The following is a 23,214-nucleotide window of genomic DNA, read 5'->3' as shown; positions in this document are numbered from 1 at the left end:
TTAGATTTTGTGTTTTTATTATGCATAAAAAAATATTGATTATTATTGCTTTAATATTTTCTTCTGAATTTGCTTTTGCCTGTTCTCATTTGGCAATGGGGATACCCAAAAGTAGTGATCATTTATTCTGTGGTAAAGGATTTGCCGTAGGATACAACTATCAAAATAGAGCACCGGATTGGGTTTCATATCAACTGCAATTAAAAGACCTGTCACCCAATGCTTTAAAGGATAAGACTCAAAAAAATTATACCTTTCGCACTAACCAGAACATCCCTCTGGCTTACCAGGCTGAGCCTGAAGAATTCAACGGTTCTAACTGGTACATCGCGCAGCTGGCTAACCCCGACACCATAGAGTTTAGTACTCTGGCAAAAGCGCAAACATTTGCCATGTTTGGCGTTGTTCCCGTGAGATCAGAATCAGCACAGGCACTTTGGTTTAAATTAAACCAAAAAGAAGTCCATCTATTTAAAAAATACTCAATCGTTCACGTTTCCTCAGGTGGTATTTATCAAATTATTGATGAATATTTCGGCCAGAATGGTATTGCCGTTCCGAGCCACTTGTGGAAGGTGTTTTATTTACCTGCCAGCAATGAGGCGTTCGCTTATTTGATACCTAATCATCGCGATATCATCAATGACAATTTACAACACTATCAGGTCAGTATTGATGAGATAGAGGAAAAAGCGGGTATCAATTTGTTGAAAAGGTTGGATGACGAAATAGAACATGTGCTCGAAAGTAAAAAAGTTGCATTACTCGATTAAGTAAAGGCACTGCACAGTTTTTATTTTTTAGTTCAAGGATAGTGTTATGGATTGGTTTTGTGCTGCCTTTAAAGGTGCCCGGACGCATCGCGCTCCTTTTTTGCATTCGCAGTTAAGCGCTGTTTTACCCGCTGATTTGCATCAGGACATGTTGCAGTTTTTTCCGCAACAACAAGATATGTTTCTGGCGGACAAAGGTGCTCGGGACAAAGGGATCCGGCACCATCTGTTTTTAAATGAACGCCTTCAGCAACAAATATCAAATCAGAGGGCAGCGGATTTCTGGTTGTCTTTTTGGCATGCAGTTCATCAACAGGCAACAGATATAAAAAAGCAGGCAATTCAGTATTTTGAGCACTGGCGTTTATTTCCCGGTATACACCTGTCAGAGATAAAACTGGGAGTGCGATTGGTCAATGAGAGTTTGCCTTACACCATGGCGCCGCACATTGATCAGGCCTTTAAGCTCGCAGTAATGGTTGTTTATCTGCACAGTGATGAGTTGACGTTTTCACAAGGCACTCAACTTTATAGCAAGCAGAAAAACGATACGCTTTCGGCTGTCTCTGCCCTGCCTTTTGAGCCCAATGCGGGCGTTTTTATGCCGAGAGTTCGAAACTCATGGCACGGCGGGCATTGGTCAGGGGAAGGGCACCGGAAAACACTTCATTTTTATTTTTTTAAGGCACAGGGCGAAGGGCAACAACAGCACATTTCGCCCGTTTATTTTTAGTGGTTAAACGCGCAGAGGTAAACAATGCAAGTCAATGCATCAGCACAAAAAGTACAGGACTTAAAGCCATTTCCAGATTTGCAAGAGGTCCTGCAATATGAAAATCAAAATGTTGTAGATGGCCTGCGAAAGGCCCTTGATATAACGCAAGAAACGGCACAAGAGTTATTTAAAGAAGGGGTAAAATGGCTTTGGTACTGCTGCCACCCAGACACCAAAAATTCGCGTAATATTGACAATGCCATGTTGATCATCGACGAGGTCTGGCACACCTTCATTCTTTATACCGGGGACTATTTTAGTTTTTGCCATCGTTATTTCGGTCGCTACATTCACCATGCTCCAACTACAGCAGCTGAAGCAGCTAAACAACGCGCTGAATCAAAAAAAGACCGCATGTTGCGCAAGCGCAAACAATACGAATTGATCTTTGACATCTTAGGTAAGGAAACTTTTATCCGTTGGTATCACGAGTACCCTGAAATCTACTCACGTGAAAATATACTGGCGCTGCGCAGAAAGTAATCATGGCATTGAGTAGCAGTACTATTCTGGCGCACCCGGATCTGGTGGACGCGAAAGCCGTTTTAGGCCTTGGTAGTTTTTTTGAGGGGCGACATGGGGCAACCAGCGACGTTGATTTGATTGCCATAATGTCTACGCAAAATGTCGTCAAAAAAATCCTTCCTTATCACGCGCATTCACTGGATGTCACTATATGCTCGCTGCCCTATTTTATCTATACCTTCGCTAAATCTGAAGGAGCGGCACATTGGCGAGAAAGTTTGCATCGGGCAGTGATCTTGAAAGACGATACGGGGAGTCTTGAGCAATGTCTTGAGTGGATTAAAACCCAATGGCAAGAACAGAAGTTTTGGACCACTGATGCTCATGTTTGTGCCACTAAAGCCAGGTTAATGAATCTGCAACGAAAATTAGCTTATACGGTGGTTGAGGAGCAGCTGCAAATGCTGCATTACATGAGTGAGTGGACACAGTGTGCTTATCAACTAATGTGTTTGAAACACAAGGTTTTGCCGTCTTATAACCCAAGACTAATCACACAACATCTCAATCGGGATTTTCCCGATCTCGCTCAGAAGATAAATACTTTAGCAAAGTCCTCTCATAGCGAAAGACAAGCGCTCATCGCAGAGACAACTCAGGAGGTTTTAGCTGAGTGCTTCCCTCGAATCAATGCCGAAGGCATCGTGTTTCGCAAGCCTGTCTCTAATATGCGCTTAAAAGGATTAGTTCCCGATGAACTTGCAAACCTTATTTAGAAAAGAAGCCCTGGAGCATAATCACAACAGGTTAAATGGCTCGGTAGTGCTCAATACGCCGCCTTCCTACAATTTGCTGCTGTCCTTTTTTAGTTTGATCGCTATCGCGAGTTTACTGTTCATCGCCATTGCAGAGTTCAAAGATCAAAAAACCGTCACCGGCTATCTGGTATATGACCAAGCGGTCGTAAAGATATATCCCACCTCGGATGCCATTATCAAAACACTGTTAGTGAATGAGGGCGATGCAGTGAGTGTCGGTCAGCCGCTGGCGATAATACGCCGTAATTCGCATCGATTAGATGGCTCTTCCAACGACGAACAGTTGAAGCAGGAATTGGAAAAGCAGCTTGCCTCACTGCAACTTTCTAAAAGTGATGCCATTGAGAACATAGACTTGCGCACTGCATCACTGCAAAAAGAAGCCAAGAGCCTTATCGCTAAAATTGAAAACTTGAATCAGAAAATCACAATCATCGAACAGCGTATTGCATTGTCTGAGGCCACACTTGCCAGTCAAAAATCACTGGCAACGGTGGGCGGTGTATCTGAGCTGGATATTGCGCAATCCAAGGCAGAATATTTGCGTTTACAGGAATCGCATCTTGAACAGCTCAATACCCTACTGGGACTTAAAAATTCGCAACAGCAAAATGAACAGCAGCGCAAAAATTTGCCTCTGGAGAAGCGAAAATTGCTACTGGATATTGAGACCGAGATTTCTGCACTGACACGCAGTTTACTCTCTATGTCCGACGAAATTGAATATGAAGTTCAGGCAAGAAATGCCGGCATAGTTAGTAATATCGTGGCCAAAGAAGGTGAGTTTGTCAGTAATCAATTTCCCCTTTTAACGATTACCCCGGCAAACAGTGAGCTGCTTGCTGAATTGCTTGTACCCTCACGCGCTATCGCCTTTATCGAAGAAGGCCAGGATGTGTACATCCGTTTTGATGCTTTTCCCAACCAAATATATGGCGATGTTGAAGGTCTGGTCAGCGAAATATCTCAAAGTGTGCTTCGGCCCGACGAGTGGAGCAACCCGCTGAATATTGCCGAGCCGGTATATCGCGTTAGAGCCTCACTTGCAGAGCAGCAAATGGTTGGCAAGGGACGTGCTGTGCCGCTGAAAAGCGGCTTGAGATTGCAGGCTGATATTGTCATGGAGCAGCAGACCTTCCTGATGTACCTGCTCAGCCCGTTGCTCGAATTAAAGAATAGCCTGTAGGGAAACAACGATAAAATGAATAAGCTACCTGTTTATCTACAGTCTGAGATTGCTGAATGCGGCCTGGTTTGTGTCGCTATGATGTTGTCTTATCACGGCAGCCATCAAAATCTGGTCAGTTTACGGCGCAGACATCAGGTTTCCTCGCAGGGCCTGACATTGGACAATCTCGTTGATATTGCCCATGTTAACGGTCTTGTGGCACGCCCTCTGAAAGTTGAAATCGACGCCATTAAACACATCAATTTACCCTGTGTTTTGCACTGGAATATGAATCATTTCGTGGTGCTGAAAAAAGTCACAGCGAAACATGTTGTGATACACGATCCCGGACAGGGAGTGCGCCATATCTCCTTATCTGAGTTTGGAAAGTCTTTTACAGGAGTTGCTCTTGAGCTGTTTCCTGGCGAGAGCTTTGTGAAAAAAGAAGTGAAAGAGATCTTTTCCATCAGGCAGCTTTGGCAGCAAATCACGGGGCTAAAACGCAATTTGGCAAAAGTGTTTGTTTTGTCCTTGTTTCTGCAGCTTTTTACCTTGCTCGCACCCTATTATTTGCAGGTGGGAATAGATCGCATTATTCCAACCCACGACAGCAGTTTACTTATCGTCATAGCATTTGCATTTGGCCTTGTATTGGTATTTCAACAGATTGCCACGCTACTGCGATCATTTGTCATTTTTCACCTGGGGTCACTATTCAGTATTCAGGTGTCGGGTAGCCTTTTTAAACATCTATTGAGTTTACCTCTGAGCTTTTTTGAAAAGCGCGATGTTGGCGACATCGTTACCCGTTTCGATTCTTTAAACAAGGTCAGGGACTTTCTAACATCCAGCCTGATAACGCTTGTTATTGATGCGCTGATGGCGCTCACTCTGGTGATTGCCATGTTTTACTATCACGCCGGGATTACTTCGCTGGTACTGTTTTTTGTTGCAATTTACGCCGCAGTCAGGGTGATTGCCTTTAAGCGCTTTAGACAATTAAACGAACAAGAAATCAAAGACAGAGCGAGAGAACGCAGTAATTTTATTGAGAGTATTCAGGGCATTCAGACCATCATGGGTTTCGATGGACAGAGCAGGGCATCTTCGCAATGGATGAATTTCAATTCCGAATACGTCAATAGCAACTTAAAGGTAAAGAAAACCAGAGAGTGGTATCGATTGATCAATGGCTTGAATTTTGGCGTGGAGAATATCCTGGTTGTTTACCTGTTTATTCTCAGTGTTATTGCCGGTCAGGCGACAATCGGTATGTTGGTGGCTTATTTAGCGTACAAACGTATTTTTATCAGCCGTATCAGCTCGTTGATTGACAAATTAATGGAATTTAAGATGTTGCGTCTGCACCTTGAGCGAGTCTCAGATATTGCACTCACGGAGCCTGTTCGGGAGCCAGCTACGCCTAAACCCCCCAAATTTAAGGGCGACATCGAACTAAAAGACGTCAGCTACCAATACGACGAGTTTTCCGACCCTGTTTTCAGCAATCTCAATCTCAGTGTTCAACGCGGTGAATACATTGCAATTACCGGTTTGTCGGGCAGTGGTAAATCTACCTTAGTGAAAATATTGTTGGGTTTGCTTGAACCAAGCAAGGGAGCCCTATCGGTGGATGGGGTCGATCTGCGTCGCTACGGCGCGAAGAATTACCGAGAGCATGTGGCGAGTGTGATGCAGGATGACCGCTTGTACGCCGGCTCTATCCTGGAAAATATTACCTTTTTCGATGCCACACCTGATGTGAAAAAGGCGATAGAGTGTGCCCAAATTGCTCATGCTCATCGTATGATTTTAAGTAAGCCAATGGGCTACAACAGCCTGCTTAGTCATCAAGGTGGAGGACTCTCAGGCGGAGAAAAGCAGCGTATTTTGCTGGCGCGAGCCTTGTACAAAAATCCGGTTATTCTCATCATGGATGAAGCGACCAGCAACCTGGATCTGCGGGTGGAACGCTCTATTGGCGAAGCTATTTGTAAGCTGCAAATAACGCGCATTGTAATCGCCCACAGACCGCAAACCATTCAGAGCGCTGATCGCATATTTCGGCTAACTTCCGAGGCATTACTGGATGTTACTGAAAAGCACAAAATCACCCAGATAGCACCGGCCAACAACGCATGATCCAGCTAACCAATCCTGAAATTGCACTGCCAGAAAGCGAGTCGGTACTGGGCTCATTGCAAGACATAGTGCAGCGGCTTGCAAGCCAGAACCCGATACAATGTGTTATCGGTTATGGCTCTTATTTTAGCGGAACTGCCCAACCGCACAGCGATGTAGATGTATTGCTTTTATCTAAATCAAATGCCTATGAAAAACATCTCATTCAACGACAGCGTACTTTTGAGCTTGTCCATATTGGTATTCGTCGATTCAGAGCAATGTTGCAAAAAGGACATGTCTGTTACGTGCCTGCAATGCTTGAAGCTAAGGTGTTGTACGATGCGCCAGATCTGACCTCTGAGCTTTTGAGCCTCGCCAGGACTCGCTATCAGTCGGGTCCGGCAGCACTACATGACCCGGGCTTTGCAACGCGACTAAAGTCCAGAATCAATACCCTTTATCAGGACATGCAAGACAGCCTGGAAAATACCGCCACATTTCAGTTGCTTCACGCTCAGCTTATCAGTGGTTTTTATACTTATCTTTGCACGAAGAACAAGGCGTGGGGAAGATCTGAAAAAAAAATGTTGCAGCACATTGCTGAAATGTCGTCCGCATCGGAGCAATTGATTATGGCGAGTCTTGCCACGAGCGCAACAGACGAAAAGCTGGCTCATATATCCAGGTTGCTCAAAGAGCATGAGGTTTTGATGGGCAATGAGGTTATTAATTATGCCTAGGGGCTTTTTGTGATTTATTACTTTGTTCCTGTGTGCTGTTGCGCAATTATGCCGACAGTTAGCATGGGGCAAATCCTAACAAGCAACAGTGTTAGCGCACAGGTTAATATCGGATGAGATCATAAGTATGAAGGCGATGACGGATATTTATTATCAAAAGCGCATTCAAAAAGGCCACAGCAAAATATTGGAAGCTGCTATTGCGCACAACCATTCGCAGTATTTTGTGGCAATTGATTGCGGCTGTGGTGTCGGCAATGATGCCCGTTACTTGCTGGAAAAAGGCTATGAAGTTCATGCCTTTGACAAAGACGAACGCGCCATTGCACTGTGTCGCGAGAACGCTCCAGTAACAGATAAACTGCATTGGTATCAGGCCAGTTTTGAGGACTTTACCTACCCCAAAGCAGGGCTTGTCATTGCCAATTCCGCCTTGTTTTTTTGCAAGGAACAGCATTTTGATAGCGTATGGCATCGCATAGAAGATGCGCTTGAGCCAGGTGGTGTGTTTTGTGGTGACTTTCTCGGTGTTGACGACGATAGCAATCATGCCCAAAACAAAACCTCCACCAAATTCTTCACCAAGGCTCAATTGCAGCAATTGTTCTCCGAGTTTGACGTGATAGGGATAAAAGAGCGCAACGGCCTCTATCCGACAATGACGGGACGTGAAAAACACTGGCATGCGTTTTCTGTTATCGCTTGCAAGCCGTTGCAACTCTGAAGGTGGGATATGGGCACAGTGCGTGCCCATTTCGAGGTTAGAAAGAAGCCTGCAATCCGATATGAACATTTCTACCGGCGGCAAATAACCTTTCACCCGCTGGTTGCTCTATCCCTTGGATTCTATTCACCCCGCCAAGATGAGGTTGCCAGGCTTTGTCAAATAGATTGGAAATCGTCCCAGTCAGTTTAAGGAACTCATTAAACTGATAAGAGAGGTTGCCATTGACGATACCATAACCCGTACTTTGTGTTTCATTCTGTAAGCTGGAGGTACGGGTTTGACTGGCGGCTAATTCAGATTCCAATGTTGCATTCCAGGCGCCACTTTGCCAATTTAGCCGGGTTAACAACGTCGCGGGTGATATGCGATAAAGTGGTTCTTCGATGTCATCTCGTTCTCCTCGCACTATCGATGCTGCCATATCGAGTGTTATCGTCGAAGAGATATTCACCTTTAACTCCAGGTCGGCTCCATATAGGGTGGCATCGGTGTTTTGCCATTGTAGCGGGCTGTCGCCACTCATCATCATTGAGACCATGTTGGCTGTTTGGTTTGTGGAAGGATCGCCAACAATATAATCATCGATGCGCTGATAGAATATTCTCGGCATGATACTGAAACGATTGCTGTGGTAGTTAAGGCCAAAATCAATTTGTTGCGCGGTTTCTTCTTTGAGCTCTAGGTTACCTAAATAATTCCTGCCATCGGCTAAACCTGCCGAAATACCCAGTGGCAACCAAACATAGAGCTCAGTATAGGCCGGAGCGCGATTTTTTTGTGCCACTGCCAGTTGCCAGCTCAAGTGTTTGTTGATGTTGTCACTTAAATGCAGGCTCGCATCGACAAAACTAAAATCCAGATTGCGTTGTGCGCTATTAAAATCTTCAACTAAGATAGCAATATTGGGATTCATCATTGCCATCGTATTGGCAACTTCATCGGCGTCACTTTTTACCTGAGTGTAACGGGCGCCAATTAGCCAATCGAGACCCAATAGCTGGCTGTCCCACTGGCCATAGAGGCTGCTCAACTGCTGTTCAACATCATTGAAATTATTGATGGTGAGATTACCCATCTGCGGGTTGGTAATAACGGAGTTATGTTTAGCTGTGTGCCAATTTACGCCGGTTTCCAGGTTGCCCTTAAGCAGTTTGTCTTTCCATACTAAAGAGTAGCCCTTGGCAAGGCTATCCACGCTATTGAGCCTGGCCATTTCAGGCATGGTAGCGGGACGAAAATCAACATTGTTCATGCCATGTTGATTGCTATTGCCATGAAACTTTAGCGTCAGTGAACGGTGTGCGTTAGCCTGCCAAAGATAAGATAGCCGATAGATGGCAGCGTCTATGTATTGAATATCCATTGCCAGTGCGGCCGTACCCGTGTGATCAGTATCCGCTTTATGGTAATAACCTTGCCACTGGTGGTCGCCATAGCGAAAGCCTGCCGCAATGCCTGCCATTTGTCGGTCGTAAAAACTGTTGGGCACCAGGTTGCCATTTCCGTCTTCTATGTCATCCCGTTGCTGGCTCAGCGCAAAAGTTTGCAGATACAGGTTTTCACTGTAATAACCCAACACCCCACTATGGTTTCTGGCGTCCCCTAACTGTCCGTGTTGCAAAGTCAATTGACCTTGCCAGTTACTTTGTTCAGAGAATAGGGCATCGGCATTTTGTTGGATTTCTATGGCACCACCGAGTGATTGGGCGGCAACAGATACTGGCGCAATTCCGCGATGCAGGTTCAATTCGCTACCAGGCAAGGCAAAGACATTGGATAAGGGCGGATCCATGGCATTGGGTCCGGCACCTGCAACAGGTCCACCTTCGACGCTGACATGCACTCGATTGCCAAATAAACCTCGGTATTGGGCGATAGCGGATAAGGGGCCATTGCCATTGCCGGTTAAACCGGGAAGGCGTTTTAGTGCATCACGTAAATCAGGGGAGTAGGTGTCACCCTGGATCAGCTCTACCGAGCTTATGGTGTTATTGGTTTGACCCAGGACTTCGACGTGCTCAAGCTGTTCTTCCGAAGCGTGTAAAAAAGGGCTGGCGAATATCGCAGAGGCTACGCTTGTTGCAATCAATGAGGTGCGCAATTTCATTTATTTAATTCCTTTATATTGCCCGTTAAGGGCACAAAAATCTGATGAATTCCCGCAACGGTAAGCCGGAAATATCCGTTGCTTCAGCAGGCGAGAAAATTGAATTTTTTTAAGGTGATTAAATAAGGGAAGGAGGAGCGCGAGATAGTGGACTTTGATAGGCAAATAGCGTGTAAGGGCGCTGATTCAGGCGAGTGATAAGAGCGCGAAACACCTGAAAGTTTACCAATACAGCGGTTTCCGATAGTTTAGTAAAAGGTTGAATATCGGCATATTCCCCGACAGGACACAAGTGTTCAAAAGAAGTGTTTTGGTATTCTTCCGGTGCTTCCACAAAAACAAAAGCACCGGCCTGCTCGGTCAAGCTATGGGATATCCATTTCATTTGTGTGCCGGTACATATCAGCTCGGTATCCCCATTGATCCTATCCTGAAATGCGGCGAGTCGGTCTTGCTGAACAAACGCAGCAAGACTACTTTGCAGCAGTAGCGATAAGACTAAAAAAAAGTGGAGGAATCGAGTCAACTTAACCAGCACCAGAGAAGTTCGAGACACTCAGTGTACCTTGGTGCGAAAACAAAACAATGAAAAATAAAGACTTTTTGTTGCCTGAACCACGCAGTTTATGCCGATGCCACGGGATATTCAGCTCCCGGTGCCTTAGGCGCTGCTGATGCAGCAACTGAAGTAACACTAACAGCGGCGACAACGATCTTCATATTTCCCCCTGGTTTTGGCATTACTCTTTGAGCTGTTTTTTAAGAGCGTAAATTACATCGGTGCTAACCCAGTAAATATTGGAAACGCGGCCGGGTTCGTTGTAACGGCCAAAAAACAAATATTTGCCATCAGGCGACACTCGGGCGACAGTTTCGGAATACGTGCTGTTTATTTGATTTCCAAGGTTAACGGGCTTTGACCAGCTGCCATCTTCTCTTTTGAAGTAAACATACAGATCATTGTCGCGGCGTTGTTCATTGCTGCGATTACGAGCATTGACTAACAAATAATCTTGCTTGGGAGACATAAAACCGTGCAGACCAAATTCGATATCTAATGGTTTCAGTTCACTGATTTGGCCATTGACGTTATGAGCTGTGTATAATTTTCTCTCGGGCATATTAGTAAAGATAACCTGGCTGCCATTGCCTTGATTGTAGTCAGACAAGCGCCCCTTTTCTGGCATCACATCTAGTTTATTTATCTCGCTCCAGGCACTTTGTTTACGCGTGGCATACCAAATGCCACTGGAGTCTTTAGATTGATTTGTTCGACCCGAAAAGTAGATTCTGTCTTGAGACAAGCTGACATGTGGCAGAAGCTCATACACAAGTTTTCCGTTGCTAAAATCCGCTTTCTCAGGTTTGCTCCAATAGCCAGCCTCTATTTTTGAATAGTAAATTTCGGGGTTACTATCATCTCTTGTTTCAAGCGCAGTAAAGTACAGCTCGTCTAAATTCGGTGAGAAAGAAATGCCAAACTCATACCGCCCCTCCAGAGATACCAATCCTGGGGCGAAAACTTTGGGGGTATTGCCCGGAGTGGATTGACCAAACCAAGGGCCTTGTAGTTTTGGAAATACTTCGTTTGCGCTAATCGATTTAGCTGCCAACGCCGCTAAAATGCTTACCAGGAAAATAGCTTTTTTACTCATTGTTGTTTGTCCTTAAAAATAGAATTGTGGGTTTCTGATCCAGGCTGATATTTAAAGGAGAGAATTATGGCCAGACCGGGCTTTTTGCGCACTGCCTGAACAGTACCTTGCTGTGCTTTTACCAATTCTTCCACTAGCGCGAGTCCCATTCCGGTGCCTTGGGTACTGCGGGTGAGTTCATCCCCGCCGCGGAAAAATAAATCGAATATTTTTGTTTCCTGTCCGCTTTCAATCCCTTCTCCGTAGTCACGGATCTCCAGCTGTAATAGCTGTTCGTTGGGAGAAGGCAGACTAAAGATGAAATCAATTTTTTGACGGCCAGGGTCTTTGATTTGGTTTTTATCAAAAAACTTGATGGCATTGTCGGTAACATTGATAACAATTTGTGAGAACGCATCTTGCTCAATCCAGACCTCGATATTTTCGGGACTGGCAATGTCGACAATGATGTTTTGTTGAAAGCCGTTTGCCTCCATCAACGACGAGGTTTTAGAACGGATCATGTCTTGCAGTATTGTCAATTTTGTATGGTCTGCTGCAACGTTTAGCCGCTGATTATTGAGCTTAGAAAGTTGCAGAATATTGTTGATCAAACGCGTTAGCCGCTCACTTTCGGTAAAGATGAAAGCAAAGTAATCTTGTTGATGTTGCTTAGAAATCACCGTGCCTTGTTGCAGCATTTCTGCATACATACGAATTGCGGTCAGTGGGGTTTTTAACTCATGACTGACTGCCGAAACAAAATTCATTCGTTGTTCGGCTAAGGCCGATTGTTGGACCCCTAAACGATAAAACCCATAGCAGGCTGCCAGCATGATGACTATCAAAACAAAGGCAAAAACACTGCTGTACAGCATTGTTTTTGTCATGGGAATTTCACTGGTGGATACCGTTACCTCATAACCTCTAAAAGGTGAAGCAAGTTTGGCGCTGGAAATAATTTGTTGTTGCCAATGCGCTGCAATCTGATTTTTCCAGCTGACCTTAGCTTGTCCATCGGGTGTATTTTCATAGAGAAAATACTCAACATCATCAGAGGTACGGATGTCTTGCAAGGTAATCAAGACCGGACTGTCAAAGCGCCGCCTTTCCAACATCCCCAAAAAGGCGCGCTGCATATAAGGTTTGCGCTCAACCAGATAGCCTTGCAAGCGTTTTTGTTGGCCAAGGGAAATAACCCGGTAAAAAACAAAATACTCCGGAATATCGAAGATGATCTTGAATAATTCATCTTTCTGCTGCAGCCCTTGTTGCAAGAGTGCGGAAAGGTCTCGCGATGTAGACACAGTCTGATAGATGCTGAGTGCGAGGTTCTTGCGTTCATTTAACTGATTTGGATTTTGCTGCTCATTCTGTCCGGGAAAGTTCTCTATATTGCTTTTGTCATCGCGCCCCCATGAAAATGGATAAACAGGACTATTAAATTGGCCGTTTGATGCAAACTGAAAATAACCCACTAAGCCTGCAATATTTCTGGCTTCTGCTAATTGTTGGATATCTAAACCAGACAGGGGCGAAAGCACCTTTTCTGTTTGTTGTGTGATGGGGTTATAGGTGGGTTGATAATAATCGAATGCCGTAGCGGGCAAGTTATTCGACAAGGTGAGTCTTTTATAAAATTTCCTGTTGGCAGCCACAAGCAAGGCATTAGACTCATTCTCATAAATGGCAATTGCGTCCTTTTCCAGTTGCTGATATCCCAGAATCAACAGCATTCCCAGTGGCACAATTAAAAGTAGTGAGAATCCCAATGCGACCAGGCGCAACTTGCGCAGACGAAGGGTGTGGTTGAGCAAAGGTTGATTTAAAAATTGCATCAGTCGGCATTCAGTTGATAACCCTTGCCACGATGGGTTATCAAGAGTTTGGGGGACTTGGGGTCAGCTTCAATTTTCTTGCGAATTTTGGCGATGTGTATATCCACTGTTCGGGTATCCATGTCCGTAGTGATTTTGTATCCCCATACCTGGCGGAGTAGTTCATCTCGGGAAACTGGCTTATGTTGTTGTTTCAGGTAGTTGATGATGTCAATTTCAAGGCGAGTGTATTTTATCTCCTTGTGGTAGGAAGATCCGGTTAACGATTGAGTGAAGATAAAAACATCATCATTGATAATCAGTTTATTATCTGTACCAGTCCAACCTGAACGTCGTACCAGGGCGTTAACCCGTAAAACCAGTTCTGAGGTGGAGAAGGGCTTAGCAACATAGTCATCGGCCCCCAGCGTTAAGCCGTTTATTATGTCTGCTTCTGTATTTTTAGCGGTCAGCATTATGATGGGCCGAGTTGGGGAGTGATTTCTGATGGCATTGCAGATTTCAAAGCCATTGACTGAAGGCAGCATAACATCCAGCAGCACGCAGGCGTAAGGGTTGCCCAAGGCACGAGATAACCCCAATTGACCATCGCTTTCGCTCTCCACTTCATAGCCGTGGAATACGAATAGATCCGTTAACCCGCGTAAAATACTCGGTTCATCTTCAACGATCAGAAGTCTGGGTTTGGTACTCAATGAAATGCTTCTCTTTTTAATACGGCGCGATTTAACCCGGACTATAGCAATTATCAAAAGTACTGCATGTAAACTTTTGTAAAATTCCGGGCTTCAATTTTTACATAACATGCCTGTTATAAAGAGGAATAAATCTCTAGATTTAAGCCGAAAAATAAACGTTAAAACAACGTGTCGCTTGAGATGTCAGCAAGGAGATTTAGATGTTCGCAAAACAGCTTAATTGCTTTAGAAAGATAACTTGCCTGCTACTTTTCTATTGCATTGTGTCCTCAGTTCAGGCGGGCGAAACAGAAGAGTTTGTTGCAAAACTCAAAGACCATTATCAAGACACCTTTTCTATTGATGCATTCACCCTGAAATACCATTTTTTAAATCGTCGCTATCGGGTACTCAACTATTGGGACTTCCAGGCCCCTAATCTTCATATGTCGCAAAGAATGGTTGAAGTGGACTTAGCTAAAAAGCACTTTTACGACAACGATATTCTCTACTACGCGGGTGGCAGACTGTTTGATAGAGTACAGTTCCAGAACGATAAAGAGAGCGTGTTTTACGAAAAAAGTGCGACGTCTTTAGGAAGAATGATCCTTCGAAGAGATATGGACAATTTCGACAGGTTCAAACGCCATATGATCACCAATATAGACTTTCTTGTGGTGAGACCCATCTTTGAGGAAGCCCATATTGAAGACAAGATGTCTATCTTTATGGATGAACAATCAGATACTACGACACTAATACACGAAATTGCGGATGAAAAAGTCGTTGAATATCAGTTTCGAAATAACCCAATCCAGCTCATTTCCATCAATCACGGTCTGTTAAACGGTGTGTTCCACTACGATGACTATCAAACAACGCGGGGCTATACCTATGCCCGTAGCATTGTGAAGTATTACGACGGGGAAACTAAACCCACCTATATTAAGTACATTGATGACTTTGCAGAGATTGATGGTGTTGAACCATCCAGACTCAAGGTGCCACAAGGTTATGGACCACAATACCAAAGAGGTGACGGCATTTTGGTGGCAAACGAGATTGCCAGGGATCTGTTTCTGGTAACAGATTCGTCTGCCGCCCAAAACAGTTTACTCAAAATAACGGGCGACAAGATAATGATCATGGGTGCCGCTGGTGGCAAAAGCATCGCAGAGAAAACATTGCAACTGATCAACGAGCAATTCCCCGACAAGACCGTCACTGCAATTTACGTGACCCATCCGCACCTCTATCAAGTAGCCGGCCTCAGCGTATTTGCGCAACAGGGAATAGAAATACTTGCCGATGCGTATACCATCAGTGGTATCGAAGCTTATCCCGGTTTTGCTGACGATATTTCCAGCTTTAAGTTTAGAACGATTACACATGGAGAAGTCATTGACGGGGCGACGTTTTATGTACTGGAAAATATGCATGCTAAGCGACAGAGCTTTGTGCATTTCAAAGACAAGGACATTATTTTTCAGTCTACTTTCATGCATATTCCGTTTGATAATACCATCGCGAAAATTGTACCGGGCTACACCAAGACCTTTATCGACTTCATTCGAAGTGAGCAGCTGAGTTTCAGCCGTATCGTGGGAAACTACCGAAACAACAATATTTCAGTGGATGTGGTAAATAAGACTTACGAGGCTCACCTTTGATTGTAAGCAGTTAGATTATTGGCTTTTTTCTATTCTTTTAGATCCCAGCTGATGAGTTCGTCTGGAGTTAGAAAACTCCAGGCAATAAAGCGGCTTATCTTTTGCCCCTGTGACATTTTCACCACTTTAATTTGCCTGGCGTTGGCCTTTTTCAGGGCGAGTTTTATGCCACTTACATTGTCTTTTTTAGACACCAGTGACGTAAACCAGGCTACTTGCTGATCATAGTGGCGGCTTTCTCTCACCATGTTGCGAATAAAGGCTAGTTCTCCGCCTTTACACCAAAGCTCATTAGAGCGACCCGCAAAATTGAGTGCAGGGGGCGCATCTTTTTGTTTGGCTTTTCCTAAGTTTTGCCATTTTCTATTGGTGCCTTTAGCTGCTTGTTCTGGCGAGTCATGAAAAGGCGGGTTACACAGGGTTAAATGGAACCTATCATGTGCCTTAATTATTCCGTGGAAAATTTGATTGGACTGCTTTTGATGGCGTACCTCAATGGCCTTTGACAAGCCATGGTTCGCGTTGACTATCTGCCTGGCAATTTTGATAGATTGGCTATCGATATCCGCTGCCACATAGCGCCAGCCATAACTCTTATAACCAAGTAGCGGATAAATGCAGCTGGCACCAGTGCCAATGTCTAGCACTTTGACTTTGTTGTGCTGGATTTCCTTTTGGAAAGTAGATTGAAGCAATTCCGCCAGGTAATGAATATAATCCACTCTGCCCGGAACGGGGGGACACAAAAAGCCTTCAGGTATATCCCAGTGCTCAATAGCGTAATCATCCTTAAGCAGCGCTTTATTGAGCAGTCTAACCGCTGTCGGGCTAGCAAAATCCACAGTTTGTTTGCCGTGGCTTTTAACTATAAAGCGGGCTAATTCAGGAACCGCCTTGCACAGTCGATCAAAGTTGTAATCTTGATTGTGTTTATTTTTGGGATGGAGTTTCGCTTTTGAGTTCACAACAGTTCAAATCAATATCGGTGGATTAACACGGTAGCTTGTTTATCAGCAAGCAACTTAACTTATTAAAGCGTACTTTGCGTAAAGTCTTTCCAGGATAATAAGACCGATTCAAAGTCCTGTAATCCGCAACCTGCGATGACGTTGCTGCACCATTCTGCGCCTTCTGGTGGTGCGTCTTCTGAATAGGCATGGGAACGTACTTCCACTTCTTCAGAGGACAACAGCAGATCATAATTTTTGCCTGTTAACTTGAATTCTTGTATCTGCCTGTCTTGCAGTCGTTGTATGGTGTTTATTAGATTAGTAATCTTGGTTTGGTCGTCACGCAATTCATCCGAGAACCAATAGCCGAACGCTTCACCACCCATTTCAAATGTTGCGCTAGGGTATTTAGAGAAACGCATTGTAAATTGATATTCCACTTGTTTTGGGCCTCTTCATCGGGGGGGGCTATCTCTTAACCACTATTGCTCAAATTTCGGCGAGCGATTATACCAAACTAAGTTGAGTATATATGCTGATTTTTGTTGTATTTGATTGTGGTGTTTTAAAAAAAATTACGGGGTCAGGTTTGCTGGGGTATTAAAAGGGTTTTAAAAGGACTACGCCCCCTTTTATTCCTCTATCTGTAAGGGCAGCTATTGACTCTTCTGTTCTTTTTGGTAAATCTAAAAAATTACCCTGCTCATGGAATGCCAATGCTCACAAATCAAAAGGAAGATAGCCTCAAGAAATTCAATACTCTTAGGGAAGACTTCAATGAATGTTTTACTGCACTTCATACGGCGAATGAGGCTGAAACAAGGCTGAGGCTTATTGACGAAGTACTCAAAGTTTTGGGGTGGGGAACAGAGGATTTCAACCCAGAATCTCACAGTTCATCAAGTGGGTTTTGTGATTACTTATTAAAGGACTCGAACACTTCAAAATTAGTTGTTGAAGCAAAGAAGGTTGGTATTACTTTCGGTTCCCCAAAATCTAAACTCAATCAAGTAGAGTACTCAGTTTCCTATCTGAAGACGGCATTCAAAAACCACTTAACTCAAACAATTACCCAAGCATCAAAATACTGTTTCGATAATGGAGTTTCTTACGCTGTCATAACAAATGGGAGGGAGTGGCTGGCTCTTCAGTTAGCGGTTTCGCCCGGAAAAACTATTGATTCCATGAAAGGAATTTATTTCGGTGATATTTTTAGTGACGAATTTTATTTTGATCACTTTTGGAACATGCTTTCCAAAGAAGGAGTAATTGCTGGTGAACTAGAAAGCCATCTCAGTGAGTTGAATTATTCTCCTTCGCCTGTGGCAAAAATAATCAAGTCAGATTATAGCGAACTCAAATGGGGTCAATTCAACAGAGAGAATTATCTGGATGAATTTTATGAGGCGTTCTTCTCACAGATTACCGACAGCAACCAAAGAAAAATGCTCGATTATTGCTTTGTTTCAGACTCTAAGCTTTCCCAATACAAAGGTGATCTTAAAAGAGTATTGAAGGATAAAGCGCCTAGCTACTTACCATCATTTGCTGAAGATTTAGAGCCGGGGCAGAGTAAAGATGCCATCATCAATGAATCCAACTCAGGAAAAGTCATTATTATTACCGGTTCAGTTGGGTGTGGTAAAAGTACATTAGTTCAAAAAAGTCTTATAGAGGCAAAAACAGACAAAACATCTAATACTATTCCAGTATTGGTAGACCTGATAAATGACGTATCAAGAACTACCACTTCAGCAACAAAAATAATTTTCGAGAGAATAAATGATGAGCTTTTAAAAGCGTTTGAATGGATTCACTCTTATGAAAATCTCTGCCAAATATATAAAAAAGAAATAGATGTTTTGAAAGGTGGGGCGAGAAAAAAGCAGTTTGAACAAGATCCTAATCTTCTAATGGAGCATGAAGCAGAGTTACTTGAATCATTGAAGAGCCAAACCCACAGTTTTGTAGTTCGTTCGTTAAAGGGCATCACAAGTAAAAACACCAACGCAATTCTTATTATTGATAATGTAGACAGAGCCTCTGAAGACTTCCAGGAAGAAATGTATGCGATAGCTCACAAGATATCTTCCGAGAGTGGCGCTACTGTTATTATAACAATGCGAGAATTTACCTATTTCAAAAACAAAAATAGTGGATTTATGGATGTTCGTTCCGGTGACAGAGTTATACATCTAAAAGCCCCTGATTTCGGCAAGCTCATTTCTGCCAGAATTAAGTACATAGAGAACCACTTTGATGATGATCACCGTGTGAGAGATTGGCGAAGAAAGTTTGAGTTAGATGAATTTAAGAAAGCATCGCATTCATTCAAAGATGTTATTAAGGATAGCTTACAACGCTCGAAAGACGGTACAAAGATCATTGAGACGCTGTCATGTGTCGCGTGGCACAACATCAGATTCTTCTATGAGTTGATTAAAAAAATCCATTTTCAGCTGGGCTCTAGAACAGATAAATGGACACACCAAGAAATATTAGCTGCATTGATGGTCGGGCAAGAGGCTGGTGAGCCTGTTGTTATTCCAAATATTTTTACTCCATATCAAAACGTAAATCGTTGCTATTTTCTTAAAACGAGGATAATTCTCTTTTTAATGTACTCAATAAAGGCTAATGAAAGAACGCACGGTATACCTAAAAACAGAATTGTTGAGTTTGCAAAAATGTATGGATATCGCTCTAGCTGGGTTTTGTCTGGAATCGAAGAGTTGGTTAGGCAACGGTTTATAGAATGTCTTGAAATTCCCAGTGATAGTGACGATATCGTTGATTTTGATATAAATATAGGCGAAACATTCAGAATTTCTCCCCTTGGTGCAGTGTTTCAGACCTCTATAATTCAGGAACGGGTCTATCTTTCTTTGGTCTCTGCTGACTTACCATTCCACACTGAATCAGATTACGACCGAGTGAAACATGAATATGACGGTGTTTTTTCGTATATGGGAGAAAAAGGCGAAAATACAATTTTTAAAGACGGAATTGACTTTGTCGAGAAATCGAAATTAGCTGATATGGTTTCAAATTATCTTTCGACCAGACATGAATTTGAAAAGCTCCTTAATAAAAGTTGTGAGTCTATGTCCGAAGTCAGTATTGCTGAAGAACGGTTAAGAACATTGGTCAGTGAATTGTCTACGAAGGTTAAATCAACCTTTGTAAACAAAACTAGCTATGGGCAACTCCATTTAACGCTGGATGAGGAAGATCCGATTACTGAGACCGCAGAACAGCCAGATTACGATTTGGATGAACTCATACCAGACGATATTGATGGTATGAGGTTCTTAGGAACAGAATATATTCCTTTAATCATTTGCGCTTTGCTTGTGCGCAAGGTGATGGGACATGAGTACAGTTTTGGAACGGAAATTACAGAATGTATTAATCGCTTTATTGTTGCTGCAGATAACACAAAATTTTCGAACAATGTATCGAGGGCATTGAGAACCAAGAAATTGAAGACTCAAAAATGGCTTTCAATTCGAAATGATTTACATGTCAAATTTAGTGCTTTTTCGTTGAAGGAAGGTTGGGAAGAGAGTTGGATTGAAATATTTGGAATCGAACCTAGTTTATAGTTCGAACATTTTAAAGTTTAAAAACGTCAATGAGCAATAAAGAAACGCGTGGTATCTTGTAATTAATTTAGAGGATGGTACCAGAGGGTGAAGGAGGCTGTTTTAGCCGCGAAGCGGCGCGCCGACTGAACGACTAGACATGGGTGAAGCGAGTTTCTTTAGGCGCTCAGCGCCGCCTCGCTGAACGGCCTGCCAAGGATGGCTGGACTGGGTGACGATCATCAGGGATGTGTTTAAGATGAGCGCAATAGGGAGCAGTATTTGCTTGCACGTTATTCTTAAGCTGGGTGACTGCGAGTATGGTTCAATAAACCGAAAGCACATTTGCTTGTTCGAAGTGACGAGCCTGTTTTGACCGGGAACCGGTTCTTTAGTCCGGCGGTTTACAAATTAACAAGCCCTAGATACAACAAAACCCGCTTAAAAGCAGGTTTGAAGTTTGGTACCAGAGGCCGGACTTGAACCGGCACAGTATTGCTACCGGCGGATTTTGAATCCGCTGCGTCTACCAATTTCGCCACTCTGGCACATTATATTGTGCTTTGGTTTCTTAGTTACCTAACAGTTAGGTAATGTCTACCAATTTACTCGCCACCGTCCATGGCGCTCGCCCTTCGGGCCATGCTGCGCATGTTAAAACTTGTTCCCTACAAGTTTTTCGCCACTCTGGCACACTATATTGTGCTTTGGTTTCTTAGTTACTGCTTCTTAGAAAAGTAATGTCTACCAATTGCCCCAACTTACGTTGAGTGGCAGGCATTATAGTCAGCTGTGTTGCTGATGCAAGCACTTTATTGCAGAAATAATACAGTTGACGAAAGAATGAACAGGTTTAAGCTAAAGGCATAGACGCTGCTTTTGAGATGCTTGTTTCATGTCGTTTTTTGCTGATGTTGCTCATCAACGTTTTCAGTTTCAGGATTTAAAAACACTATTAGCCAAAGCCACGCCACTGCGCTCTGGAGATTGTTTGGCGGGCGTTGCCGCTACTTCCATGCTGGAACGTGCTGCGGCACAAATGGCACTCGCTGATTTACCATTAAAACACTTTCTCAATGAATTGGTGATCCCCTATGAACAGGATGAGGTGAGTCGCCTTATCGTCGATAGTCACAACGCATCGGCATTTTCCCTGGTATCCCATCTGACGGTCGGGGATTTTCGCAACTGGTTACTCTCTGATGCCGCCACCGCCCATGCTCTGATGGAAATACGCGCCGGCCTGACGCCTGAGATGGTGGCCGCGGTGAGTAAGATCATGCGAGTCCAGGATTTAATTTTGGTGGCACAAAAATGTGAGGTGATCAGCAAGTTTAACAATACTCTTGGGCTTGCAGGTCATATGGCAACCCGTTTGCAACCCAATCATCCTACCGACGATATTTCCGGTATCGCTGCCAGTATTCTCGATGGTTTGCTTTATGGCAATGGTGATGCTGTGATTGGTATTAACCCGGCCAGTGACAACTATGCTGCGGTGACAGAATTAATGCACATGTTGGACGATGTCATTACTCACTATCAAATACCAACTCAGTCCTGCGTCTTAACTCATGTCACTACGCAATTAGAGGCCATCAATAATGGCGTACCTGTTGATATCGTTTTTCAGTCCATAGCCGGTACGCAGGGTGCTAACGAGAGTTTTGGCGTTTCACTGTCGGTTTTAGATGAAGCCTATGATGCCGCGCTTTCATTGCAGCGCGGCAGCGTGGGTGACAATGTCATGTATTTTGAAACGGGCCAGGGTAGTGCCTTATCAGCGAATGCCCATCATGGGATTGATCAACAAACCTGCGAGGCACGTGCCTATGCAGTGGCAAGACGCTATAAACCCTTATTGGTAAACACGGTAGTGGGCTTTATCGGGCCTGAATATTTGTATGACGGTAAGCAAATAATTCGGGCCGGCCTGGAAGATCATTTTTGCGGCAAGTTATTAGGTTTACCCATGGGAGTCGACGTTTGTTATACCAACCACGCGGAGGCTGACCAGGACGATATGGACATGTTGTTGACACAATTAGGCGTGGCTGGCGTGAATTTTATTATGGGTATTCCCGGTTCCGACGACATTATGCTCAATTATCAAACCACCTCATTCCACGATGCCTTGTACATCCGAGAGGTGTTGGCTAAGCAACCCGCACCTGAATTTTTAGCTTGGTTACAAAAAATGCAAATATTTGAAGCTGATGGACGACTGACGCGTACCGGACAACTGGGACCTTTTGAGTCCTCTTATGCAGCGTTGAAGGTAGGTGAGTAACATGAGCGAAAAAACCAACCCAGCTAAGCATCATCAATTGCCTGAAAATACGCCTTATCAAAATGATCGCTGGCATGAGCTGAAGCGTTTTACGCAAGCCCGAATCGGTTTGGGGCGAGCGGGGGGGAGTCTACCCACCAGGCATCAATTGCAGTTTAATGTTGATCACGCTGCGGCCAGAGATGCGGTACATATACCGCTCAATTTTGAGGCACTGGAACAGGAGTTACAGCAAATGGCTTTGCCTTATGTTCGTTTACATAGCAAAGCTCAGAATAGAAGTGAGTACTTGCAGCGGCCTGACTTAGGCCGCCGTTTAGCGCTTTCATCGGTTGAGCGACTAATACAACAAAACCACCAAACGAAGAAATACGATGTTGCTATCGTGCTAGTTGATGGGCTGTCTTCTGTGGCAGTGCAAACTCAGGGCAGTCAGTTGTGTCATAGTTTGATTAAACAGCTAGAGGACAATCAGTTGTCCGTGTCGCCAATTTGCATCGTGGAGCAGGGTCGGGTAGCTATTGGTGACGAAATAGGCGAACTACTCCATGCCAGGACGGTGGTTTTGATTGTCGGGGAAAGGCCGGGACTAAGCTCTCCTGATAGCTTAGGAATTTATTATACCTTTGCGCCCAAATCCGGACTGACTGACGCGAACCGCAATTGTATTTCCAATATTCGACCAGCGGGTTTGAGCATTGAACATGCCACAGCTAAATGTTGTTGGCTTATCATGGAATCCAGAAAGCTGGGCCTGTCTGGAGTGGGTCTAAAAGACAAATCGTCGGATCCTTTTGAAGGCGATTCTGGAGCCTTAGCGCAGCCGGGCAACTTTCTGATAAGTCAGTGATGCTCTCTTTTCGCTATCTTGTGT

General features: G+C 44.0%; 19 protein-coding genes and 1 tRNA gene. 12 read left to right on the top strand and 8 right to left on the bottom strand.

Annotated features, from left to right (window positions below; translation table 11 throughout):
- The first annotated feature begins 20 nt into the window (after positions 1–20).
- The 8 genes from ACXAGP_RS04530 to ACXAGP_RS04495 all read left to right on the top strand — a co-directional run bounded on the left by ACXAGP_RS04530 (position 21) and on the right by ACXAGP_RS04495 (position 7,587).
- Positions 21–773, top strand: a complete 753-nt coding sequence (locus tag ACXAGP_RS04530; RefSeq protein WP_475259819.1) for a DNA/RNA non-specific endonuclease — start codon at positions 21–23, stop codon at positions 771–773.
- 46 nt (positions 774–819) lie between these two features.
- On the top strand, positions 820–1,506 hold the full coding sequence (locus ACXAGP_RS04525; RefSeq protein WP_475259818.1) for a hypothetical protein: 687 nt from the start codon (positions 820–822) through the stop codon (positions 1,504–1,506).
- 24 nt (positions 1,507–1,530) lie between these two features.
- Positions 1,531–2,031, top strand: a complete 501-nt coding sequence (locus tag ACXAGP_RS04520) for a glycine-rich domain-containing protein (RefSeq protein WP_475259817.1) — start codon at positions 1,531–1,533, stop codon at positions 2,029–2,031.
- A 2-nt stretch (positions 2,032–2,033) separates the two neighbouring features.
- On the top strand, positions 2,034–2,789 hold the full coding sequence (locus ACXAGP_RS04515) for a hypothetical protein (protein ID WP_475259816.1): 756 nt from the start codon (positions 2,034–2,036) through the stop codon (positions 2,787–2,789).
- A complete protein-coding gene (locus ACXAGP_RS04510) occupies positions 2,767–4,017 on the top strand; it encodes an HlyD family secretion protein (RefSeq protein WP_475259815.1) in 1,251 nt (416 codons plus the stop codon). Before ACXAGP_RS04515 ends, ACXAGP_RS04510 begins: the two co-directional genes overlap by 23 nt.
- 15 nt (positions 4,018–4,032) lie before the next feature.
- Positions 4,033–6,141, top strand: coding sequence for a peptidase domain-containing ABC transporter (locus ACXAGP_RS04505; protein WP_475259813.1), 2,109 nt, complete (start codon positions 4,033–4,035; stop codon positions 6,139–6,141).
- Positions 6,138–6,863, top strand: coding sequence for a nucleotidyltransferase domain-containing protein (locus tag ACXAGP_RS04500; RefSeq protein WP_475259812.1), 726 nt, complete (start codon positions 6,138–6,140; stop codon positions 6,861–6,863). Before ACXAGP_RS04505 ends, ACXAGP_RS04500 begins: the two co-directional genes overlap by 4 nt.
- A 127-nt stretch (positions 6,864–6,990) precedes the next feature.
- On the top strand, positions 6,991–7,587 hold the full coding sequence (locus tag ACXAGP_RS04495; protein WP_475259811.1) for a class I SAM-dependent methyltransferase: 597 nt from the start codon (positions 6,991–6,993) through the stop codon (positions 7,585–7,587).
- A 37-nt stretch (positions 7,588–7,624) separates the two neighbouring features.
- On the opposite strand, the gene ACXAGP_RS04490 is transcribed toward ACXAGP_RS04495, so the two are convergent.
- The 5 genes from ACXAGP_RS04490 to ACXAGP_RS04470 form a co-directional block, all read right to left on the bottom strand.
- Complete coding sequence (locus ACXAGP_RS04490) at positions 7,625–9,697, bottom strand: TonB-dependent receptor plug domain-containing protein (RefSeq protein WP_475259810.1); 2,073 nt, start codon at positions 9,695–9,697, stop codon at positions 7,625–7,627.
- A 118-nt stretch (positions 9,698–9,815) separates the two neighbouring features.
- Positions 9,816–10,253 (bottom strand): hypothetical protein, encoded by a 438-nt coding sequence (locus ACXAGP_RS04485; RefSeq protein WP_475259809.1) that lies wholly within the window; start codon positions 10,251–10,253, stop codon positions 9,816–9,818.
- A gap of 184 nt (positions 10,254–10,437) precedes the next feature.
- Positions 10,438–11,352 carry a hypothetical protein gene (locus ACXAGP_RS04480; RefSeq protein ID WP_475259808.1) on the bottom strand — a complete coding sequence of 305 codons (915 nt, stop codon included), beginning with the start codon at positions 11,350–11,352 and terminating at the stop codon, positions 10,438–10,440.
- Positions 11,349–13,169, bottom strand: coding sequence for a sensor histidine kinase (locus ACXAGP_RS04475; protein ID WP_475259807.1), 1,821 nt, complete (start codon positions 13,167–13,169; stop codon positions 11,349–11,351). The genes ACXAGP_RS04480 and ACXAGP_RS04475 overlap by 4 nt, the downstream gene beginning before the upstream one ends.
- Positions 13,169–13,864 (bottom strand): response regulator transcription factor, encoded by a 696-nt coding sequence (locus ACXAGP_RS04470; protein ID WP_475259806.1) that lies wholly within the window; start codon positions 13,862–13,864, stop codon positions 13,169–13,171. Before ACXAGP_RS04470 ends, ACXAGP_RS04475 begins: the two co-directional genes overlap by 1 nt.
- Positions 13,865–14,067: 203 nt before the next feature.
- On the opposite strand from ACXAGP_RS04470, the gene ACXAGP_RS04465 reads away from it, so the two are divergent.
- Positions 14,068–15,516: an MBL fold metallo-hydrolase gene (locus ACXAGP_RS04465; RefSeq protein ID WP_475259805.1), complete on the top strand. Its 1,449-nt coding sequence runs from the start codon at positions 14,068–14,070 to the stop codon at positions 15,514–15,516.
- A 29-nt stretch (positions 15,517–15,545) separates the two neighbouring features.
- Here the strand turns inward: ACXAGP_RS04465 and rlmF are convergent, their stop codons facing one another.
- On the bottom strand, positions 15,546–16,481 hold the full coding sequence (rlmF, locus tag ACXAGP_RS04460; protein WP_475259803.1) for a 23S rRNA (adenine(1618)-N(6))-methyltransferase RlmF: 936 nt from the start codon (positions 16,479–16,481) through the stop codon (positions 15,546–15,548).
- A gap of 65 nt (positions 16,482–16,546) precedes the next feature.
- Positions 16,547–16,906: a YacL family protein gene (locus ACXAGP_RS04455; protein WP_475259802.1), complete on the bottom strand. Its 360-nt coding sequence runs from the start codon at positions 16,904–16,906 to the stop codon at positions 16,547–16,549.
- A gap of 276 nt (positions 16,907–17,182) precedes the next feature.
- On the opposite strand from ACXAGP_RS04455, the gene ACXAGP_RS04450 reads away from it, so the two are divergent.
- On the top strand, positions 17,183–20,071 hold the full coding sequence (locus ACXAGP_RS04450) for a P-loop NTPase fold protein (protein ID WP_475259801.1): 2,889 nt from the start codon (positions 17,183–17,185) through the stop codon (positions 20,069–20,071).
- A 440-nt stretch (positions 20,072–20,511) separates the two neighbouring features.
- Here the strand turns inward: ACXAGP_RS04450 and ACXAGP_RS04445 are convergent.
- A tRNA-Leu gene (locus ACXAGP_RS04445) sits at positions 20,512–20,598 on the bottom strand.
- Between the two features lie 347 nt (positions 20,599–20,945).
- Here ACXAGP_RS04445 and ACXAGP_RS04440 point away from each other — a divergent pair.
- Both ACXAGP_RS04440 and eutC read left to right on the top strand, forming a co-directional pair.
- Positions 20,946–22,340 carry an ethanolamine ammonia-lyase subunit EutB gene (locus ACXAGP_RS04440; RefSeq protein WP_475259800.1) on the top strand — a complete coding sequence of 465 codons (1,395 nt, stop codon included), beginning with the start codon at positions 20,946–20,948 and terminating at the stop codon, positions 22,338–22,340.
- A 1-nt stretch (position 22,341) separates the two neighbouring features.
- Positions 22,342–23,190 (top strand): ethanolamine ammonia-lyase subunit EutC, encoded by an 849-nt coding sequence (gene eutC / locus ACXAGP_RS04435; RefSeq protein WP_475259798.1) that lies wholly within the window; start codon positions 22,342–22,344, stop codon positions 23,188–23,190.
- The last annotated feature ends 24 nt before the right edge of the window (positions 23,191–23,214 follow it).

The sequence above is a fragment of the Planctobacterium sp. AWM4_229 genome (assembly GCF_056160305.1).
The sequence above is the reverse complement of the archived record's forward strand: the minus strand, read 5'-3'. Positions and strand labels throughout refer to the sequence as shown.

Bases quoted from the DNA above. Each gene is read 5' to 3' on its own strand.
- ACXAGP_RS04440 (WP_475259800.1), top strand. From the start codon at position 20,946: ATGTCGTTTTTTGCTGATGTTGCTCATCAACGTTTTCAGTTTCAGGAT.
- ACXAGP_RS04530 (WP_475259819.1), top strand. From the start codon at position 21: ATGCATAAAAAAATATTGATTATTATTGCTTTAATATTTTCTTCTGAA.
- ACXAGP_RS04450 (WP_475259801.1), top strand. From the start codon at position 17,183: ATGCTCACAAATCAAAAGGAAGATAGCCTCAAGAAATTCAATACTCTT.
- ACXAGP_RS04490 (WP_475259810.1), bottom strand. From the start codon at position 9,697: ATGAAATTGCGCACCTCATTGATTGCAACAAGCGTAGCCTCTGCGATA.
- ACXAGP_RS04505 (WP_475259813.1), top strand. From the start codon at position 4,033: ATGAATAAGCTACCTGTTTATCTACAGTCTGAGATTGCTGAATGCGGC.
- ACXAGP_RS04475 (WP_475259807.1), bottom strand. From the start codon at position 13,169: ATGCAATTTTTAAATCAACCTTTGCTCAACCACACCCTTCGTCTGCGC.
- ACXAGP_RS04465 (WP_475259805.1), top strand. From the start codon at position 14,068: ATGTTCGCAAAACAGCTTAATTGCTTTAGAAAGATAACTTGCCTGCTA.
- ACXAGP_RS04500 (WP_475259812.1), top strand. From the start codon at position 6,138: ATGATCCAGCTAACCAATCCTGAAATTGCACTGCCAGAAAGCGAGTCG.
- ACXAGP_RS04480 (WP_475259808.1), bottom strand. From the start codon at position 11,352: ATGAGTAAAAAAGCTATTTTCCTGGTAAGCATTTTAGCGGCGTTGGCA.
- ACXAGP_RS04515 (WP_475259816.1), top strand. From the start codon at position 2,034: ATGGCATTGAGTAGCAGTACTATTCTGGCGCACCCGGATCTGGTGGAC.
- ACXAGP_RS04495 (WP_475259811.1), top strand. From the start codon at position 6,991: ATGAAGGCGATGACGGATATTTATTATCAAAAGCGCATTCAAAAAGGC.
- ACXAGP_RS04520 (WP_475259817.1), top strand. From the start codon at position 1,531: ATGCAAGTCAATGCATCAGCACAAAAAGTACAGGACTTAAAGCCATTT.
- eutC (WP_475259798.1), top strand. From the start codon at position 22,342: ATGAGCGAAAAAACCAACCCAGCTAAGCATCATCAATTGCCTGAAAAT.
- ACXAGP_RS04510 (WP_475259815.1), top strand. From the start codon at position 2,767: ATGAACTTGCAAACCTTATTTAGAAAAGAAGCCCTGGAGCATAATCAC.
- ACXAGP_RS04525 (WP_475259818.1), top strand. From the start codon at position 820: ATGGATTGGTTTTGTGCTGCCTTTAAAGGTGCCCGGACGCATCGCGCT.